Origin of the sequence: Chitinophaga dinghuensis (assembly GCF_003259435.1) — a bacterium.
GTDB lineage: Bacteria > Bacteroidota > Bacteroidia > Chitinophagales > Chitinophagaceae > Chitinophaga > Chitinophaga dinghuensis.
The window spans coordinates 192,734-214,291 of sequence record NZ_QLMA01000001.1; the positions used below are offsets into that span (position 1 = coordinate 192,734).

General features: G+C 45.0%; 13 protein-coding genes and 1 tRNA gene. 9 read left to right on the top strand and 5 right to left on the bottom strand.

Annotated features, from left to right (window positions below; translation table 11 throughout):
- Positions 1-40 precede the first annotated feature (40 nt).
- The gene (locus CLV59_RS00695; protein WP_170137607.1) at positions 41-1,084 is read right to left on the bottom strand and encodes a serine hydrolase domain-containing protein; all 1,044 of its coding nucleotides are present in this window, start codon (positions 1,082-1,084) and stop codon (positions 41-43) included.
- A 319-nt stretch (positions 1,085-1,403) separates the two neighbouring features.
- Here CLV59_RS00695 and CLV59_RS00700 point away from each other — a divergent pair, with 319 nt between their 5' ends.
- From CLV59_RS00700 to CLV59_RS00720, 5 genes are all read left to right on the top strand, one after another.
- On the top strand, positions 1,404-2,426 hold the full coding sequence (locus CLV59_RS00700; RefSeq protein ID WP_111590087.1) for a sensor histidine kinase: 1,023 nt from the start codon (positions 1,404-1,406) through the stop codon (positions 2,424-2,426).
- Positions 2,423-3,136, top strand: coding sequence for a LytR/AlgR family response regulator transcription factor (locus CLV59_RS00705; RefSeq protein ID WP_111590088.1), 714 nt, complete (start codon positions 2,423-2,425; stop codon positions 3,134-3,136). Before CLV59_RS00700 ends, CLV59_RS00705 begins: the two co-directional genes overlap by 4 nt.
- Positions 3,137-3,189: 53 nt before the next feature.
- The gene (locus CLV59_RS00710) at positions 3,190-4,482 is read left to right on the top strand and encodes a MutS-related protein (protein ID WP_111590089.1); all 1,293 of its coding nucleotides are present in this window, start codon (positions 3,190-3,192) and stop codon (positions 4,480-4,482) included.
- Between the two features lie 705 nt (positions 4,483-5,187).
- Entirely contained in the window at positions 5,188-8,361 is a 3,174-nt protein-coding gene (locus CLV59_RS00715) for a SusC/RagA family TonB-linked outer membrane protein (protein WP_111590090.1), read from the top strand.
- Between the two features lie 20 nt (positions 8,362-8,381).
- Positions 8,382-9,959 carry a RagB/SusD family nutrient uptake outer membrane protein gene (locus tag CLV59_RS00720; protein ID WP_111590091.1) on the top strand — a complete coding sequence of 526 codons (1,578 nt, stop codon included), beginning with the start codon at positions 8,382-8,384 and terminating at the stop codon, positions 9,957-9,959.
- Between the two features lie 66 nt (positions 9,960-10,025).
- Here CLV59_RS00720 and CLV59_RS00725 read toward each other — a convergent pair whose 3' ends face one another.
- Positions 10,026-10,562 (bottom strand): RNA polymerase sigma-70 factor, encoded by a 537-nt coding sequence (locus CLV59_RS00725; protein WP_170137608.1) that lies wholly within the window; start codon positions 10,560-10,562, stop codon positions 10,026-10,028.
- A 222-nt stretch (positions 10,563-10,784) separates the two neighbouring features.
- Between CLV59_RS00725 and CLV59_RS00730 the strand changes: the two genes are divergently transcribed.
- The 4 genes from CLV59_RS00730 to CLV59_RS00745 all read left to right on the top strand — a co-directional run bounded on the left by CLV59_RS00730 (position 10,785) and on the right by CLV59_RS00745 (position 19,829).
- Positions 10,785-11,837 (top strand): FecR family protein, encoded by a 1,053-nt coding sequence (locus CLV59_RS00730; RefSeq protein ID WP_170137609.1) that lies wholly within the window; start codon positions 10,785-10,787, stop codon positions 11,835-11,837.
- A gap of 262 nt (positions 11,838-12,099) precedes the next feature.
- The gene (locus CLV59_RS00735) at positions 12,100-15,468 is read left to right on the top strand and encodes a SusC/RagA family TonB-linked outer membrane protein (protein WP_211323695.1); all 3,369 of its coding nucleotides are present in this window, start codon (positions 12,100-12,102) and stop codon (positions 15,466-15,468) included.
- Between the two features lie 10 nt (positions 15,469-15,478).
- Positions 15,479-17,284 (top strand): RagB/SusD family nutrient uptake outer membrane protein, encoded by a 1,806-nt coding sequence (locus CLV59_RS00740; RefSeq protein ID WP_111590094.1) that lies wholly within the window; start codon positions 15,479-15,481, stop codon positions 17,282-17,284.
- A 79-nt stretch (positions 17,285-17,363) separates the two neighbouring features.
- On the top strand, positions 17,364-19,829 hold the full coding sequence (locus tag CLV59_RS00745; protein ID WP_111590095.1) for an outer membrane protein assembly factor BamB family protein: 2,466 nt from the start codon (positions 17,364-17,366) through the stop codon (positions 19,827-19,829).
- 60 nt (positions 19,830-19,889) lie between these two features.
- Here CLV59_RS00745 and yiaA read toward each other — a convergent pair whose 3' ends face one another.
- From yiaA to CLV59_RS00760, 3 genes are all read right to left on the bottom strand, one after another.
- Positions 19,890-20,303 carry an inner membrane protein YiaA gene (yiaA, locus tag CLV59_RS00750; protein WP_111590096.1) on the bottom strand — a complete coding sequence of 138 codons (414 nt, stop codon included), beginning with the start codon at positions 20,301-20,303 and terminating at the stop codon, positions 19,890-19,892.
- Between the two features lie 164 nt (positions 20,304-20,467).
- A tRNA-Met gene (locus CLV59_RS00755) sits at positions 20,468-20,539 on the bottom strand.
- 151 nt (positions 20,540-20,690) lie between these two features.
- A complete protein-coding gene (locus CLV59_RS00760; RefSeq protein ID WP_111590097.1) occupies positions 20,691-21,458 on the bottom strand; it encodes an NIPSNAP family protein in 768 nt (255 codons plus the stop codon).
- Positions 21,459-21,558 lie beyond the last annotated feature (100 nt).

Genomic DNA, 21,558 nt, shown 5'->3' on the forward strand with positions numbered 1-21,558 from the left:
CGGTGTTTCCTTCAAAGGAAACACCGGTTTCTTTTTGTGACTACAGTCTGAACAGATCTCCCAGTAGCTGATTTACTGCGATGTGTAAATCGTCTTCTTCGATTTTTCTGTTCAAAATAATGACCACCGCTCTTTTGGTATCCGGACAGAAATATAATAACGAACTGCCTCCTATCACATCTCCACTATGCCCATAAATATCGCTGGTACCTAGTTTAAAGTGCTCCAGGAATAGCCCCTGAGAAGGTTTTACGTCAGGAAACGGGACTTTTTTCATAGCGTCCAGGGATTGGGGACTAATCAACTGCTTTCCTGACGCCATGCCGTTGTTTATGAGCATTCTCGCGAAAGTAGCCAGGTCTGTCAGATTACTGTGTAATCCGCCACTGCAATAATCTACGGTACTGTATTTACCAGTAGGCGTCAGCTTATTGGTAACGTAATAGGGCATTGCGAAGGGTTGTGCCGTGAAATCCCGCAGATGCCAGACCAGTGTGCGGGTATTGAGTGGCGTGATAAACGATTTGTAAGAGTAAGTGTCAAAATTTTCTCCCGCTACCTGTTCTACAATGCAGGCTGCCAGAGCCGCTCCTATATTGCTGTAGCTGTAAATGGCTCCTTTACTGTCGTCCATAAAGGTGATGGGATTATAATACTGTCCCCCTGGCGTTAGTATACCTTTTATATAATCCCGTAGTATCATTGGATTATCCTGCTCCATGGTTAGAAAGCCTGCTGTGAGAAGATCTCTGTTGTAGATAGTGTCCTGGATGCCGGAAGTATGTGTCAGTAAGTGTTTTAAGGTAATTTTTTTGCCTGGATGATGTGGATTGACCACTTTGAAAGGAAGATAGTCATTGATATCGGCATCGATATTTAGTTTACCTGCTTCCTGCAGTTTTAATACGCTGAATCCCACCATTGTTTTTGCAATAGACCCGATTTTAAAAACTGTTTTTTCAGTTACAGGTTCCTTCTTCTCCATATCTGCCAGTCCTTTGGCTTTGCTCCAGAGGATGCCATCCGCGCCTACTAAGGCCACCGCCATACCTGGAACTTCCAGGTCTTTTACAATCTTGTCCATTTGATTTTCAACTGTTGCGGTGTGGAAGGGATTTGCTTCTTTTTTGTTTTTTCTGCAAGCGCTGCAAATCAGGAGTAGCGAGAGCATTGCGATAAAATAGTACTTCATGCTTTTTTTCATAAAAGAAGCGGGAATTCCGCTTGGTACATGGACTTTTATACCAACAGGGGGAGAGTGGCATATCAACTCAAATAGAAGGCGTATAAACAGGACGTAGGGGTAGTGATGATGCAGACGCGTGATATTGGTAGCAAAGAAAATAAGTTTGGTGACGTTGTTGTAAAGGTTCGTAGGCTGATTATTCTATAAAAGGTGGTGAATGGCGGAAATTTTAACCATAGGATCGTATGTCCGGCATAAATACCGGCGTGTAGCAGTAAAGGCATGCTGGCATATATTGCCGGTGCTCTTCTTTTACCTGATTATTGATATGCAGGAATATCAACCCATCTGGCAGCCCCTGATGCGGGCAATAGCCCTGTTGTTTCTGTTGGTGGTACCATATACGAACATCTACTACCTTATTCCGTCATTCTTGGTGAAGGCCAGGTATAAGACGTATATCGTGTCTTCCTGTATTCTTATCACCTGGCTTTTTCTGTTAACTATTTGGACACGACCCTGGTTTACGCCACTATTGAGACCCGAGAATAGTTTTCTGTTGTATACGGTAAAAGATGTCCTGGTATTTTATGTGCTCATGATATTTTTACTGGCGGCTTCCACTGTTGTCAGTTTATTGGGGCAGTGGCTTGAAAATCGCTACTACAAGGCAGAATGCTTGAAAAAAGAGTTGGAAAATTTGAAGAAGCAATTGTCACCACATTTCCTATTTAACACCCTTAATAACCTGGATGTTTTGATTTATAAAGATCAGGATCAGGCATCTGAAGTGGTACATCGTTTATCCGGACTGCTGGGTTATCAGTTATACCTGGCCAGCAATAAAAACGTATCGCTGCAACAAGAAATTACCATGGTAGAGGATTTCCTTTTTCTTGAAAAGCTACGCCACGACAGACTGGAAGTCAAACTCGATGTGAATGGCGCCATTGCAAATATACAGGTACCGCCTTTGTTGCTGATGCCTTTTGTGGAGAATGCGGTGAAACATAATGATTATGACGGGCAGGCCTACATTCATTTGCAGATCAGTGGGAACGAAGGACAGCTAATTTTTAGATGTATAAACGCCGTAGGAGCAGTACATAGCAATGAGGTGGGAGGAAGCGGGCTGAAAAATATTTGTCGGCGCCTGGAGATATTATATCCAGCGCATCATACTATCACTATTGAGAATAAAAATAAGGTGTTTGCAGCCGAAATAATCTTGGACATATGAATTGTATTGTAATAGATGATGAGCCATTAGCACGGGAAAAAATTCGGATGCTCATTGAAAAAGATGTGACGTTGCAATTGCTGGGAAGTTTTGATAGTCCCGCTAAGGCCACTGGTTTCCTGGAATTGAACCAGGTAGATTTGATCTTCCTGGATATCCGGATGCATGGGATAAGCGGATTGGATTTTGCGCGGGAATATCAGGGAGAGGCGATGGTGATTTTTACTTCTGCCCATGCGGGATATGCGTTGGAGAGTTATGATGTACGTGCAGTTGATTTTCTGGTAAAGCCCGTTCATCCGTTGCGTTTTACACAAGCTATTCAGAAGGCTTTGGAATATGCGGATTTGAAACGTCAGGATAAGAGAACGCTTCCTGAGAAACAGGATTATTTCTTTGTTCGTGCCGACAGACGCTTGCATCGTGTTCCTTATGAAGATTGTTTATATATAGAGGGCATAAAAGATTATTGCGCGCTACATCTGCACGACAGGAAAATCATGACTGCATTGCATTTGAAAACAATACAGAAGTATCTTCCTTCAGATATGTTTTTGAGGATTAGTAAGTCGGTGGTAGTGAATATCAAACATGTAAAGAGTTTAACGCATCATGATTTGCATATTGGCGACATGGAGCTTAGCATTGGCAATGCTTACAGAGAGCAGGTGTTTGCGAATTTTGTGACACACTATATGGTGGGAAAATAAGGGCTGCTTAGTTCGGCATAATTCCTGCTGCTAACCGGCAAATCAACCGCCTCATGCCTAATGTCAAGGATCTGGAAATTAAACAGTTACTTCCTTTTTTTGATGAAACCCGTAACCCTGATGCCCGTGAACAGCTCACATTTTTAATCCTGGATGCGCCTCCCACAGTGCAACAGGTCTATGCCAAGCAGCAGGTTATTCAAACGATTATTCATAACGGTTATCACCATATGAAAATGGAATATATCGGTGCGGATTACGGAGAGGTATCCTCTTTTCTGCGTCGGTTTATGGAGATGGATGACAGTGGGGGAACGGATTGGCTGGAGAGGATTGCCCATTACTGGGTTAATAAAAATGAGCGCTATTTGCTGGCGGGAGGGTTGCGGCAAACAGTGAGTTTGCTGGGATATATCGAAGATTATTTCAGTAAAATACAACCGGAGACATTTGTGGGGGAGATGGCCGATTCGCTAAAACAGCTGAAGGCTTTGTTGGCGAGGATTCAGCCAGCGCATTGGGTGGGGCTTTCCCGTGGGGAGGGTTTTTCGTCTGCGGAGCAACGTAAGTTGATGAAGTTATTGCGGAAGGAAACAACTAGTGGCGACTGGCTTCAGTTCTGGCAGACCTTTAATACCTATGAAGCCTGGTTATCTGTTGCCAGGAGTATGGTAAAGTATCAACTGGTTTTTCCGGAGTTTGTGGAGGAGGGGATCATATTGGAAGACGCGTATCATTTGTTGCTGAAAAATCCTGTCAAGAATACGTTGGTGAGTAAGGGGAGGGTATTATTGCTGACTGGTCCGAATATGTCCGGGAAATCCACGTTGCTGAAGACGTTGGGAGGATGTGTTTTTCTGGCGCATGCTGGTATGCCGGTTCCGGCATCGCGTTGCCAGTTGCCATTTTTTGATGAGATGAATGTGGTGATACAGTTGACGGATGATTTAAAGAATGGTTACAGTCATTTTATGATGGAGGTGCAGCAGTTGAAACATACGCTGGCGCGGGCGGTAGAGGGGGCAAATTGTTTTGCGATTTTCGATGAGCTGTTTCGGGGAACGAATGTAGATGATGCAACGGATATCTCCAGACAGACGATAGAAGGGTTGTTAACTTATCCGAAGGGGTTCTTTATTATATCTACGCATTTACATCAATTGGAGGAGCTATTGCCAGAGAGTGTTTATCTGACGCCTTGTTACATGGATTCATCATTGGAAGAGGGGCGGCCGCATTTTTTATATAAATTAAGAGAAGGGTGGGGGACGTTAAAGTTGGGGAGAATAATTTTCGAGCAGGAGGGTTTACCTGCGTTATTACACCAGTGGAAAAGTTTAACTTAATTCTGTGTAGAAATCGGGTTTATCCGTGAATATATCACCATCTGAAAAAAAAGTTGCAAAAACGTTTTAGTTATTGGGAAATATTGCTATTTTTATCAAGAATAAAGTTGCAATGTGAAGCCCGGTTTCTGTATTGTTCACCACAACCATCATCAGAAAATTTAATAAAAACCTACTGCATAACGGAAAGTAGAATCAGAATAGATAAGCGAAGCGAACATAATTCCACGACATGCTGTAAAAACTGAAAACTTTAAATCTTTCTAACTTATGTAAAATTATTTTCACTGACGTTTCCTGGTATATCATTTATGCTAAATCGATTTTGTAAAGGCATGTAGCACCTTCTGCAAAAATCGGAAGAACAACCTATGCCGGAAAAACAGCAAATATTTTTGCAGCGTAATGCTTAATAAAAATTGGGGGAAGCTCAGGTTATTTTTTCCACGTAAGGCGCCAGGTCCTTTCTCCAAGAGTGATTCATGTCCATTATCAATCAGTAAAATCTCATGTAAACAAAAAACGCTTGTTATGTCTAACTAAGATGGCTATACGAAAATTATAGTAGTCATCTCCTTTTGTACACATTCTGTACAGAACGACTTCCCTTTTTCCAAATTTCATCACCACTATGCAGGGATGACTGGGCGTCGTTTGCTTAATCGATTTAGCAATTGCTGTAACAAAACCAAAAAAATCAAATGTATGAAGAAGAGACTGACACTTCGGCTGCGGACAGCGCTGCTCAGCACCATTTTGCTGTTGGCAGCCCTGGTTGCAACTTCGCAGTCAAAAAAAATCACCGGGCACGTCTTCGACGGCAGGGATAACACCCCACTCCCCGGCGTAACCGTACAAGTGAAAGGAACTAGCATCGGCACACAAACAGCTGCAGATGGTAGTTATTCCATCGATGCCAAACCAGGCGCCACATTGGTATTCTCTTTCGTTGGCTATACGCAACAGGAAAAACCTGTACCCAACGCCAATGGCAACACGAATTCCAATGTAATGAACATGTCCCTAACTACCGATACCAAATCCCTCCAGGATGTGGTGGTAGTAGGATATGGTACTACCAGAAGATCTGACCTGACAGGCTCCGTTGCTTCTGTACGTGCGGCCCAATTACAGGAAAGACCTGCTCCTTCCCTCAACCAGGCTCTCAGCGGTCGTATACCCGGCGTTCAGGTAAACACCAACTCCGGTCGCCCAGGTGGACAAACCCGCGTACGTATCCGCGGTTTCAGCTCCATCAATTCATCCAATAACCCATTATATGTAGTGGATGGCGTTGTATTACCTATGGGTACGCAAACCCAGAGCAGCAATGCGATCGACTTCATTAACCCAAGCGATATTGAATCTGTGGAAGTAATGAAAGACGCTTCCGCTACGGCCATCTATGGCGCCCGTGGTGCGAATGGCGTTATCCTCATCACTACCAAAAAAGGTACTGCCACCGGAGGCCGCGTCACCTATGACGCATATGCAGGCATGAACACGCCAGGTCCGCACCGCGTAAAAATGCTGAACAGCAAGGAATATATGCAGGTGGAAGACCTCGCATGGAAAAACTCCCAAATATATGATCCTGTTGGCTGGGCCAGAGGCGATTATATTTCTAAAAATCCTGCGCTCAAAAGAACAGATCCTAACCTGTTCGATAAAGATGGTAATCCTTACTATGATACCGATTGGTTCAAAGAATCCGTGCAGCAAAAACTTTCCCAAAACCATCAGCTGGGTTTTACCGGCGGTAACGCGGAATCACAGTACGGGCTCTTCCTCGGCTACCTGGATGATGAAGGCTTACTCCTGAATTCTTATATGAAACGTTATTCCGCCAGGTTTACCGTTGATTCAAAAATCAAAGATTGGTTGCGTGTAGGCGGTACAATGTCGTATAACAACCAGGAAGAAAATCTCGTAGATATTGGTACTGGCGGATTGAACTCTGTTCGTATGATTACAGAAGCACTGCCTTTCCTACCTATTAAACTGAAAGATGGCACCTGGACCAATAACAAAATGTATCCTGGCGCTGAAGGTGGCTCCAATCCTGTACAAATCCTGACAGACAGAAAATACGTACTGAATACACAGAACCTACTGGGCGATGTTTATGCAGAACTGCAGCTGGCGAAAGGACTTACATTCAAAAGCGTACTCGGTACCAACATCGTTACCCGTGGCCGTAACGAGTGGAATGGTCGCTCCCTGCTGGATATCTCTGCTTCTCAAAAAGGTATTGCCATCAATGCCAATGACCGCGAAACTTATTGGTCGTTCGAAAACTATATGACCTATAACAAGCGTTTCAAAGAGGTACACAGCTTTACAGGAATGGTGGGGCTCTCCTGGCAGGAAACAAATACTTTCGGTTTCAACGCCAGAGCAGAAAACTTCTCTACCGATTATTTTGAGAACAATAACCTGGGCGCGGGCTCCAATATCCCCGCCAGTGGCGTAGGTTCTTCCCGCTCTAAATTTGCTTTCAACTCCTATTTCGCAAGGTTGAACTACGGTTATAAAGACAGATATCTCATTACGTTTACAGGTCGCGCCGATGGTTCTTCCAAATTTGGAGAGAATAAGAAATATTCCATCTTCCCATCTGCAGCCCTTGCCTGGAGAGCTTCTGAGGAGCCTTTCCTGAAAGGTAACAAGGTATTGTCTAATCTGAAACTCCGTACGAGCTATGGTATTACCGGTAACTCTGAAATAGCGTCTTATTCTTCTCTCGCATCGCTGGCTGCCAGTGGCACCTATGCGGCAGTGATCAATGGCGCCAAGGTGCAGGGCGTAGGTACTAACCGACTGGCGAACGAAGACCTGCATTGGGAAAGAACAAACCAATATGATGCGGGCGCTGAAATCGGGTTCCTGAAAAACAGGATTAATCTGGAGGTAGACTACTATTATCGCCGTACAAACGACATGCTCCTGGATGCGCCTGTACCAACCAGTTCTGGCTATCTGACGATTAAAAAGAATATCGGTAGTATGGAGAACAAAGGGTTTGAAATTGGCGTGAATGCAACAGCGGTAGATAGTAAGAACTTTACCTGGAACAGTGCCTTCAACATTTCTTTCAACAGAAATAAGGTGCTGTCGCTCGCTACACCAGCGGATATATTCGGTGTGGGCGGACCAAACTTCACCAACCAGACCAACATTATTCGTATAGGCGAGCCAGTAGGTTCCTTCTGGGGACTGGTGCGTCTGGGTACCTGGAGTACAGCGGAAGCAGCGGAAGCCGCCAAATTCACGGATTATCGTGGTGGTAAGCCAATTTTACCGGGAGATATCAAGTATCTGGATGTAAACGGCGACCATGCCATCAATGATGCGGACCGTCAGATCATTGGTAACGGTAACCCTAAAGGATGGGGCGCTTTCATCAATAACTTCAGATATAAAAACTGGGAACTGGCTATCGACATACAGTTCATGTATGGCAATGATGTGCTCAACATGACGCATCACTCTGGCGAAGACCGTACGGGACTGGCCAACAGCTTCAAATCCGTGCTCGATTACTGGACGCCAACCCATCAGAATACTATGATCGCTGCGCCACGTAACCCTGCTGCTGGTTATGTAACGAATGTGGATACACGCTGGGTGGAAGATGGTTCCTTCCTCCGTGGTAAAAACCTGCTGCTGGGATATTCTTTCCCTGCGGAAACCGTGCAGAAAATGCACCTGTCCAGATTGCGCGTATATGGCTCTGTACAGAATTTCTTCCTGAAAACTAAGTTTAGCGGCAATGATCCGGAAGTAACAACCTATGGCGATGTATTTGCCCAGGGCCAGACTTTCTTCGATTATCCAAAGCCAACCACTTACACCTTCGGCGTAAATGTGGCATTCTAAACCAGTAAAAGTAAACCGTCATGAAACGCAAGATATTTAACAGAACCATACTGCTGGCCTTTACAGGAGCGCTGTTACTGGGCTCCGGCACTGGTTGCAAGAAATTCCTGCACGAACAGGACCCGGGAAACCTGTCGCCAGATAACTATTTCACACTCCCTGAACATGCGGATGCTGCCGTATTTGCAGCGTATGCCCGTACCCGTATTGTAGGAGAGGGCGCCGGTATATTCTCCAATAACTTCCAGATGCTGGATGCCGTTACTGGTACTGCTACTACCGGAACTGCCCAGAACTCTGACCTGAATAACCTGCTGGGATTGGTATATAACGGGGATAACCTGCATATCGGTAACTGGTGGAAAGGTTTGTACAAAGAGATCGCTCAGTGTAACCTGACCCTGGATAATGTGCCGAAAATCAATCCCATGGATGATGCGCAGAAAAAGAGAGTATTGGGAGAAGCAAGCTTCCTCCGTGCATGGGCCTATTTTTACGCTGTAAGATTATGGGGAGATGTGCCCCTGATCCTTAAATCACAGACGGCCAGCTCTTCAGACTTCTCTCCATCCCGTGCTAAAACAGAAGATGTCTATAATCAAATTGTGAAGGACTTGCAGGTAGCGGAAGCTTCCGGCCTGCCATGGACGGATAATACCGGGCGTGCAGGCATGGCTGCTGTAAAAACGCAGCTGGCTAAAGTGTACCTGACGATGGCGGGGAAACCCCTGAATAAAGGAGCCGCTTATTACAAGCTGGCGGCCGACAAAGCGAAGGAAGTGATTGATTATGCTGCTGCTCACCCGAACGATATCAATCTGTTCCCTACTTACAGTCAGCTGCATACGGTATCTACCAACAACAGACTGGAACACCTGTTTGAAGTACAGTACCTGGCCGGAGTAGAAGAGAACCCGCTCCAATCTATCATGTTACCGAATAACTCCCTTCCAAAGAACATCTCTGCGAAAGGTAGCGGCGTAGGTAGTTCCATGCCTACGCAGTCTTTCTACGACTCCTACAAGAAATATGAGCCGGGAGATAAACGTACAGATGAACAGCAGTTCTTCTTTACGGCTTACTATGTGGATGGATACAAAGAAGACTTCGCACTGGGAGCGCCATACATCTTCAAACACTTCGATGTAGTGGCCCATGGTACGAAAGGTACTGCCGGAACGGGGCTGAGCAACCTGAATCTCCCGCAGATCCGTTATGCAGAAACATTACTGATCTATGCGGAAGCGCAAAACAGGGCAGATGGAGCGCCTAACACTGCCGCCTATACGGCGTTGAACGCAGTACGCGGAAGAGCGGGTATACCTGCCTTATCCGGACTGGATGTTAACGGCTTTGAAAAGGCTGTTTGGCGCGAGCGCTGGCATGAGTTCTGTTATGAAGGCATTATCTGGTTTGATATGGTACGCCTGCAAAAGGTGTATAATGAAGATACAAACGACTTTGATGATTTCATTGGGCATGTCAATAAGAACTCCGGACAGCCATTACAGAAAAAACATTTATTGTTCCCGCTTCCAACATTCGAAATGAAAAACAACCCGAATCTGAAGCCACAAAACGATGGTTACGGTAACTAAGTGATGAGGTTACTGGTTTAAGGGGCAATGGCTTTCCGTGGCATAGCGCGGGAAGCCTTGCTTTTTTTATTTATAGATATCCTCTTTCTCCAGGGTGAAGCGTACGGCGGAGGTCAGCCTTTTTATGGCAATAGACAACTGGTTTTCCACAGTTTTTATAGACAAGTTCAAGATATCAGCCACTTCTTTATACTTCAGACCATGTTGCTTGATCATCAGGTATATGGTCTTACACTTGGGTGGGAGTTGTTCAATACTGATCTCCATCTTCCTAACCATCTCCGCAGAAATCATTAGCTCCTCAGGATTGCTGTCAAATGCAATTTGGATACGCTCCTCCTCTGAAATATCTATCTCCCGGAAATTGGCCTGTTTACGGCGAAAATCAACCGCTTTGTTGCGCGCCACTACAAAAAGATATACTTCCGGATTTTGAATATGGCGGAGAGTCTCTCTTTTTTGCCAGCAATGCATAAACACATCATTGGTAATTTCCTCTGCGACTTCACGGGAACGGGTGAGAGAATAGGAGTAACGGAGGAGCCTGACGAAACATTGATTGTAAAAAAGCTTAAAAGCTTCTTCATCATTGTTCGCTGTCATATCAGTAAATAGCTGATTTAATTTACACTGATCCATCCCTTTGACCGCTAGATAATGGTTGCAAGTTATATAACGCAGATTAAGCTAAAGTTAACAAAATAATCTATCCGTAAAAGTTGAAAATTTTTTTTCGGCGTTTGGGGGTTTTTGAATTTCCTTGCGACCTACTTACATAACGCATCGATTTAATTAATGACTGAGCAAAGTCGCATATATATACTAATGGCAAGAAAGGCAGCGGGAGAAGCTTCTCCTGCTGAGCTGGAAGAACTGGATCAGTTGCTGATGCAACATCCTGAACTACAGTACTCTTTTAATATAGTGGTAGATATCAATCACGTTTTCGACGGCAGTACCTTCACAGATGAAGAAGCTGATGCGTTGAAAATGAGAGGTATGGGCAAAATTTCCCAGTGGCTGGAAGAACAACCGACGGCCATCATCCGTCCGCGCTTCCCCTGGAAGACAGTATCTGCAGCTGCTGCCAGCATTGCGCTCCTGGTAGGCGTATTCCTCTTCTGGCCTAAATCTGCCGCCACTACCTATGCTAATCAGGTAATTACCAAAAGCGGCTCCAAAACAACGCTGATGTTGCCGGACGGCAGCAGTGTGGTATTAAATGCCTGTAGCAAACTGCAATATGATGCTAATAAGTTTCTGAAAGGAGACAGAGAGGTGACCCTCACTGGAGAAGCTTTCTTTGATGTGAAACATGATCCTGCACATCCTTTTCTAGTGCACTCAGGAGCTGTGAATATCAGGGTACTGGGCACTGCGTTTAACGTGAAAGCCTATGCGGAAGATGCCGCGATCGAAACAACGCTCATCAGCGGTAAAGTAGCCGTCGATTTCTCTGCCGGCGCCCATAGTAATGAAAGTAAAGAGATCATTCTGCTACCGTCACAGAAACTGGTCATCAATAAACTGGATATCGTCAATACTAATACTTCCGGCAACAGTAAACTGTCTGCCAATTTCTCCATTGCTCCCACTAAATCCGTTGCCAACACTATTTCTGCCGAAAGTTCAGGTTCACCAACCGCCTGGATGGACGACCGTTTCGAATTTGATAATCTGACACTGGAACAATTGTCACATGACCTGGAAAGATGGTATAATGTATCCATCTCTTTTAAAAATGAAAAGTATAAAAGGGAAATCTTTACAGGCGTATTTAAAAAACAAACAATTGAAGAGGTATTGAATGCCCTCCAACTAACACTGGGCTTTCAGTATAACATGGACAATGAAAAAAGAACAGTAACAATTTGGTAGCACCTGTTTCCATAATGGTTTCTTAATCACATAAAATCCATGATCAATGGACATGTAAAAAAATATCTATCATAACTGCTTTAGAATCATGAAAAAAGGGAAATGCGGCAACATTCCCCTTTAACAAAGGCTAAACAACTGAACCGATCGGCAAGATCCGGTAATGGCCTATTATTTAACCTAATGAAACAAATGTATGAAAAAAAGCTATTGGTGGCCTTCGCATATTCCTGACCGGAATATGAGGAAACTCATTATGCGTATGAAATTAACATCCGTATTGCTCTGCGCCGGTTTTTTACAGCTGAGTGCACACGGATTCTCTCAGGAGAAAATCAGTGTGGATTACAGCAATATCCCTATCGGCAAATTGCTGAATGTCATAGGAAAGAAGAGTGATTATACCTTCCTCTATAAGAATGATGCCATCCCCGATAAAAAGGTGACCATCAAGATGGATAATGCTCCTGTTCCGGAAATCCTGGAGAAAGCCCTCAGCGGCACTCACCTGGATTATCGTATCATGCCTAATAACCTGGTGGTAATTGTAAAATCCGGGGAAACGGTTAAAACGATCCAGATAAAAGGTATCGTGAAAGATGTAGACGGTACGCCCCTCATCGGTGTAACCGTGAAAGTGCAGGGTACGTCCAAAGGCGCTACTACCAATGTTAAAGGGGAGTACGAAATGGAAGTGCCTGAAAATGCAGTGCTGGAATTCAGCTACATCGGCTACGAAACCAAACAGTTCTCCATCAAAGGCGTACAGAACTTCAATGTTACGCTGACTGCCAACTCCAGCGGCCTGAACGAAGTAGTGGTAGTAGGTTATGGTACCCAGAAAAGAGTGAACCTCAGCGGCGCTGTGGATAACATCTCCGGCAAAGCCCTGGAAAACCGTCCCATCACCAACGTAGGTACTGGTTTGCAAGGGTTAATCCCCAACCTGAACATCGGAATTAACAACGGCCGTTCATCCAGTGCACCCACCTTCAATCTGCGTGGTTATACCTCTCTCTCCGGCGGCGAACCTTTCATTCTGGTGGACAATATTCCATTTACAGCAGATGAAGTTTCCCGACTCAATCCTGCCGATGTGGAAAGCGTTTCTGTTCTCAAAGATGCGGCATCCGCTGCCATCTATGGTGCACGCGCTGCCTTCGGCGTGGTATTGATTACCACCAAATCAGCTAAGGACGGTCGTCTCGCCGTATCAGCAAATGCAAACTATGCGGTACGCACACTGGGTAAAGTACCTAAAATTATTACTGATCCGCTGATCACCATGCAAATGAAGCATGATGCAGCCACTCCATTGTATAACCTGTATCCGGATGCTGTGAGAGCTTATGCAGCACAACGTTCGAAAGATCCTTCCCTCCCGGCTGTTATTGTGGATCCTAATAACCCTAACGCCTATGCGTATTTCGGTACTACAGACTGGCTCCACGAAGTATATAATAAAACAGCGCCTGCTTTCAGCGGTAACTTCAGCATTGCCCGTGGCGATGATAAACTGAACTATTACCTCTCCGGCGAATACTATAAACAAGATGGTATGCTGCGCAGTAATCCGGATATCTATAACCGTTATAACCTGCGTGCTAAAGCTACCTATACCTTTAATGATCGCCTGAAACTGGGTACCAACACCACCTATACCAATTCCGAATATGATGCGCCTTCTGCTGCAATGGATTATCTCTTCTTCCATAATGCCAATAGAACGCCTTCTCTGTCTGTACCCCGTAACCCGGATGGTACCTGGACTTCCGACGGCGCCGCACTGTTAGGAAGACTTCAAAGTGGTGGCCGGAATAATAGCGCCATGAATGAGTTCCTCACCAGCTTTAATGGTTCATTCAATCTGATCAAAGATGTATGGGGACTGAAAGGAGACGCTACTTTCAGACGTACCAACGGTAACTACAAATCATTCACTGTTCCGGTAGCCTACCGTACAGGCCCTGGCCAACCGTTACAATATACAGACGGAAACCAATCCAGTGCCGCTTTCAGTGCAATGACCGTGAAATACAATGTTTACAATATCTATTCTGATTTCCATAAGGCATTTAATAAACATGATCTGACGGCATTAGTAGGCTTTAACCAGGAATACTATCAGTGGGATAATCCAGGTGCAAACCGCAATGGACTGATCTCTACCAGTTATCCAACCGTACAGCTGGCAACAGGCGTGGCTAATGTGAATGAATCTTTTGAAGACTGGGCTGTACGTGGCTTATTCTACCGTGTGGCATACGCTTACGATTCCAAATACCTGGTAGAAGTAAATGGCCGCCGTGATGGATCTTCCCGTTTCCCAAGCTATAACCGCTGGGGCATGTTCCCTTCTGCTTCTGCTGCATGGGTAGTATCCAAAGAGAAATTCTTCAAGCCAATTGCAGATGCGATTAAAATGGACTTCCTGAAATTCCGTGGCTCCTATGGTGCATTGGGCGACCAGACCTTTGACTCCTACGGATATTTTGAGAAGATGCAAGCCAGTCCTATCGGTACCATCCTCGATGGTAAAATTCCAGTAGGCGTATTTCCACCAACACCTGTTACGGCCGACTATTCCTGGCAGACAGTACGCTCCATTAACTTCGGTGCGGACGCGACTTTCCTGAAAGAACGCCTGTACTTTAGCTTTGATCACTATACCCGCTATACAGATGGTATGTTTGTGAAAGGTAAAACGCTGCCTTCGGTATTCGGTGCCCCTTCTCCTAAAACCAATGGCGCTAACCTGAAAACCAGAGGTATGGAGCTGAGCATCATGTGGAGAGATCAGTTCAATATAGGTAAAGATCCTTTCCAATACAGCATCAAACTGGCAGTGGCCGACAGCCGTACCTTCATCACTAAATACGATAACCCACAAGGTAACCTGAATGATTATTATGCAGGACAAGAGTTGGGGGAGATATGGGGTCTCGAAACAGAAGGCTTCTTCCAGAACGAGGCAGAACTGAAAAACCACGCAGATCAAACAGCAGTAGGTTCCGATGATCAGGGATATAAATGGTATGTAGGAGATCTGAAATTCAAAGATCTCAATGGCGACGGCTTTATCAATTATGGTAAGAACACCGTTTCTGACCATGGGGATAAACGTATCATCGGTAACAATATGCCAAGATTGCCTTACAGCGTGGATATCAACTCCAGCTTCAAAAACTTTGACCTCCGTATCTTCTTACAAGGTATCGGCAAACGCGATTGGTATCCAGGTCCAAGCAACCACTATTTCTGGGGTATCTATGCACAGCCATGGGCCAACGTACAGGAAAAGAATATGGACCACTGGACGCCGGAAAATCCAAACGCTTATTTCCCTCGCGTGAAATCATATATCGCAGAAGATGCAACAGAACTGGGTGCGCCACAAACCCGCTACCTCCAGAATGCAGCATACCTGCGCCTGAAGAACGTTACCCTGGCATATACACTGCCTAAGAGCGTTACCGAGAAAATGAAAATAGCCCGTCTTCGTGTATACTTCAGTGCGGAAAACATCTTTACGATTTCCCACCTGAAAGTGAATCTCGATCCGGAAGGCCTGGATGGTAGCATTTATCCTTTCCAGAAAACCTATTCTGCGGGTGTGAACCTGAACTTCTAAAATGTGAATCATGAAAAAACAGACGCTCTATATAACTTTAGTAACGGCAGGACTCTTCACCGCGGCCTGTAACAAGGATTTCCTGCAAAGAAATCCCCAGACGGAAATTTCTCCGGATGTATATTTCAATTCTGCAAAAGACCTGGAAACCTATTCCAACGCTTTCTATATTGGTACGCCCTATTCTACGGATGATATCAACAGCGATAACGTCTCCTATTATAGCTCTGCCGGCGAAGTAGACCTGATGATGGAAGGCGGCCTTAATCCAAATACCGTAAGTCAGGATGGCTGGAACAACTGGTCGGATCTCCGTAAATACAACTATCTGCTAGACAACGCGCATAGAGCTTCCGGAGATACCGCTGCTATCAAGCATTTCATTGGTATTGCCCGTTTCTTCCGCGCTAAATTTTATTTCGCGAAACTGGCGCGTTACTCTGATGTGCCCTGGTATAGTCATGTACTGAAGAACACAGACTCCGCACTGTATGCGCCTCGTAGCCCTCGCGCCGTGATCGCCGATTCCATCATGGCTGATCTGAACTACGCAATCGCAAATATTAAACCGGATGAAGGTAACAGAACCCGTGTTAGTAAATGGACAGCCCTGGCTTTGATGAGCCGTTTCGGTCTGTTTGAAGGTACTTTCCGTAAATATCATACTGAACTGGGACTGAGCGACAAAGCAACTCCTTTCCTTACTGCGGCGGTGGATGCGGCACAACAAATCATGGCCAATACGCGCTTTCAAATCTCCAACACTGGTAAAGGAGGCGCCGATTATCGCGCACTGTTTGTAAGCACTTCTCTGGCAAGTAATCCGGAAATTATCCAGTGGTACGACTGTCAGCAATCTCTCGGTGTGGGCAATAACTCACATACTGTACTGGGCTGGGAGTGGTCTGTCAGCAATAGTCTGGTCGAGTCTTACCTGATGGCCGATGGTACGCCTTTCACAGCTCAACCTAATTACAAACAGAAAACCTATTTGCAGGTATTCGCCAATCGCGATCCTCGCCTGGCGGAAACCGTTGCCTATCCTGGTTATTCTACTACTAACGACAATCGTTATTATATTCCAAAACCTAACCTCGGCGGTTACGATCAGCTGAAATTCTATCCGCGTGATCCGGCTATCCGCCAGGGCTGGAATGCCAACTATACTGCATTGCCTATCTATCGCCTGGCAGAAGTACTGTTAAACTTCGCAGAAGCGAAGGCAGAATTAGGTACGCTCACAGATGCAGACCTCACAGCAAGTGTGAATAAACTCAGAGCCCGCGTACAAATGCCAGATCTGTCAATGTCAGCAGCTAACGGTAATCCGGACGCAGTACAGGCCGGACTCTATCCGGAAGTAAGCGGTGCAAACAAAGGCGTGTTGCTCGAAATCAGAAGGGAGAGACGCGTGGAACTCGCATGCGAAGGCCTCCGTCTGAACGACCTGAACAGATGGGCAGCAGCCGCCAGACTGGAGCAAGCCCAACAAGGTATGTATGTGCCTGCCCTCGGCCCAATAGATATGACTGGAGATGGTATTCCTGATATCGCTATCCTGGCAAACCCTGGAGACACAGCCTCCCTGGCCGGCCTGGCTCCCGATGTAAAACAGAATGTCAGCCGTTTCTATCTCAAAGATGCCAACGGAAAAGACAATAACTTCTACCTGGATAACAATACTTCCGGTCATATTTCGTTTACTCGTTACCGTGATAATCCACGCAAATTCATAGGACCTAAGTATTTTTATCGTCCGATACAATTAAGCGAAACCGTACTTAACCCGAATCTGAAACAGAATTTCGGATGGTAACAATGAAAATATAAATGGGTGGGAGCAAGTCGGAAGTCTTGCTCCCATTCGATTTTTTAGAAGTGAACAATAAACAATTATGAAGAATTTAGCACTGACAGCGCTGGGCATTTTACTGGCAGGAGGAATACAGGCACAATCCTTCTCCGGCCAGGTTTTCAACGATGTGAACAAAAATGGCGTCCTGGATGCAGGAGAAAAAGGTATTAGCGGTATCAGCGTTTCAGATGGACTGCATGTAGTGAAAACCGGTGAAGACGGCCGATACAACCTGCCTGGCCACGCCCGTCAGAAATTTGTTTTCATTACGCCAGCTCATGGCTACAACTTTGTTAAGAACTATTTCATTAAAATAGACAGCACGGTACAATCGTACGACTTTCCCATGTATGCCGCCGCTGTTCCTGCACACCGCAGAAAAGATATTTCCCGCTTCGTACGCATCACCGATACAGAAACCTATCAGTATGGCGACTGGATCAACGAAACAAGGAATTATACCAAAAATGAAGAAGCCGATTTCGTAGTTCATACCGGCGATATCTGCTATGAGAAAGGATTGCAGTTCCACGCGCAACAGGTAAATACCAAAACTATGGGGCTGCCGGTTTACTATTGCGTGGGCAACCACGACCTGGTAAAAGGCCCTTATGGCGAAGCCTTATTTGAATCCCTCTTTGGTCCGGTATTCTATTCATTTGAGTATGGCAACACCCACTTTGTAGTAACGCCAATGCCTTATGGAGACTACAAACCATCTTATACCTACGATGACCTGTATTACTGGCTGAAAAGTGATCTCGCTAATACAGACCCGCAAAAATCAATCGTTATTTTTAACCATGATCTACTGACCTATGACGATAATTTTGTAATCAAAAATTCAAAAGGCGACAGCCTGGTCTTAAATGATCACAACCTGAAGGCCTGGATTTATGGCCACTGGCATATCAATTTCGCTCGTAAACATGGAAATACCGGTATTCGTTCTCTATGCTCCGCACCTGCGGCAGACGGTGGTATCGATAACTCTATGTCTAATTTTGACGTGATCGAAGTGGCAAAAGAAGGCATTGTTTCCGTTAACAGAAGATATACCTATGTGACCAATCAACTTGTCTTGATATCTCCAACGAAGAACGGAGCCGCCGTGAAGAACCAGCAATTAACAGTGAGTGCGAATGTGTATCAGACAGATGAACCTGTAAAATCAGTAGTGTTCCGACTGTATGATAACAACGGCAAATTGTTACAACAATCACAATTGATGGCCTCCAGCGACTGGACCTGGAACGGTACCTTGAAAACTGCTGGTCTTGCCCCGCAAACCCTTTATAACAGCACGTTGGAGGCTACTTTAAATACAGGTCGCGTTTTATTCAGAAGGGATACCTTCCGGATTAATCCGGCTACTGCGCCTCTGGCAAATAACAACTGGGAACAAGTATTGCAGAACCCTCAACGCGTTCCCACTATTGCAGCGAATAAGCTGAAACCGCGATTGGTATGGACATCCAATACCGGCGCTAATATCTGGAAATCGTCTCCCATCATCGTCAACGGGAAATTATATCTCGCCACCATTGATGATGAAAATAATACTAAGTCGGCTATCATAGCCATGGACGCTACTTCTGGAAAAGTGTTGTGGAAGTTTCCTACTGCGAATTCCATCAAACATAGTCTGTCATTTGCAAACGGTAAAATTCTGGGAACAGATGCAGAAGGATTTACCTATGCCCTGGATGCCAATACCGGCAAGCTTTTATGGCAGCATGACGGAGGAATGAGACACCTCGCTACCTATAACAGTGCAGGCGTAGTGTATAAAAATACCTATATCACCGGCGCCGGCAATTATATGCAGGCATTGGATATTAATAGGGGTAACCCGCTCTGGACAAACACTGCATGGTCAGGAGGAGAGGGGACGCCCGCAGCCATGACCATTTTTGGCAATGCTGTCATTACCTCTTCCAACTGGAATGCCTTGTTTGCACATGATCTGAATACAGGGAAATTACTGTGGAAACGCAGTGATGGCGGTATCAGATTCCGCAGCGGAACAGCAGTTAACTACGATAATAAACTCTATGTACATGGCATTAATATGTTGCACATGTTGAATGAAACGGGAGCAACTGTAGATAGTATTCCACTGAAATACAACCTGAAAACGATGACTGCACCTACGATTGCAGGGAATAAAATTTTACTCTGCACAGCAGAAGATGGACTGGTGATATATGATAAACAAACCAAACAGGAACTGGGCATATTCCGTCCAAAACAGTCGCTTTCTTTCTCTGCGCCATATACTTTACCTCCTGCAGCCGGAATAGAAAGCACGCCGCTGGTGACAGGTAATACTGCTTATGTAGCTGCATCAGATGGACATTTATATGTGTTAAATATAGCGGGCAAGCCGGAAGTTATTCAAGATATTGATTTGGGAGCGCCTGTGCTGGCGGATATGACGCTGGTGAATGGAATGCTCTATGTAGCGGACTTTTCGGGGAACGTGAATGCGTTTGTACTCGAATAGTAGGTTGATAAATGCAAATAGAAAAACGCCCTCCTGTTTTCAGGAAGGCGTTTTTTTGTATTAGAATTCTGTTTTACCTGGTTCTGCACTTTTGGAAGCCTGTGCATCACGTGTATTTTTCTGTACCGTAATAGCGCCGAAAACGCTGAGCAGGAAAGCAAATGCATAAAATCCTTTTTCGCTGGGAAGTAAGGTGGCATTAAACAATCCGATGGTCAACAGTACAATTGTCAGTAACATAGACACCCAGCTGATGCCATAATAGATGTCAGTTACAGGGATACCTTCGAGTCGGTCGCGTACGCACTTCTGTACAGATACTGCTGCAAACAGGCCATACATAAGGATCGTGAAGTAATAACCTTTCTCGTTCAGTTGCATATTGGAGTTCCACAGCCCGATTAGAAACCCGGTCATACCTGCTCCCAGGGCTAACCAAGAGGCCATGACAAATGCATTGGATGGTTTTTTCATTGTGTATATGGATTTAAAACAGGGGTAATAATACTAATTAATTTGAATTAACTAACGGTAACGGCTATCTTATAATGTTAGGGAAATGCAAAAAGTACCAAAGAAGAAGAAGGGGATATAATTGAAAAAGCCGTTTCTACAGAGTAGAAACGGCTTTCGATTTGTAGCGAGGAGCGGATTCGAACCACTGACCTTCGGGTTATGAGCCCGACGAGCTACCTCTGCTCTACCTCGCAATGTGTTGCAAATGTAGGCAATAAATATTAACTACAAAATTTTGTGTTAAGTTTTTTTTATCAATGAGTTATGAAGGTTAGTTGAATAATTGCTGTAATCCTTTGCTGCAAAGGATTTACAGCATGATGATTTATTTTTTATTTTTTTTCATCAGATATCAGAATACTCCGTAGGACGTACAAATATTACATCCTGATGCGATACATTGTGTGCATATTCAGGCATAGCAGATAACTTTTTCCACTCAGGATCAGCGCCAAATGATTTCCAGTGCGCGTCGCGGTCTGCTTTATTGTTGAAAGTTGTCATGTACATCAGGTTAGGTGTTTTGCTGCCAGCGATCACGCTGCCATAAAATACGGCATTGAATCCAAGTCGCTTGAATATTTGTACTTCTCCACCTGCATTGAACATCCGGACTTTACTGATATGATAAGCCTCTGTTGCACTTTCATAGCTCCGCAGCTCATATACTCTTTCATTCTTTGGCGTCTGGAGCGCAGGCAATGCCATTGCCGGCATCTGATCAAATGCAGTAAGCAGTATTGTTTCAATTCTGTTGTAAGGGGCAGACTCGTTGTAGCCTTGCATGAAAGTGCCTGCGCTGGCCTGGTACGAGGCATCTTTCTCTAATTTGGCCGGCAATGCTGCATATTGTTCCAGGTTGTTGAAGGCTGTGAAGACATACACCTTCACATCGGCAGTGTCCTGGGTGATAGGCTTGAAAACGCCCACCTGTGCAATGCCTGCACGATGTGCAGCTGGAAGATATGCCTCTTGCAGATAATTATCCAGGCCGGATTCCTGGGCTGGCTTGATATGATATACTTTGATCTGGAAGTACTGGTGACCGCGTTTATCTTTCGCCATAACGCTCAACGATAATCCAAGTCCCAACAGAAGGAATAATGTTTTCATACGTGAAATATTGATTGCGGGAGACAAAATACAAAAGATCTGGTTTACTTACACCTGGCTACAAGCCACCCGCGTACTCGAATGAGCGCGGGTCCTTGTT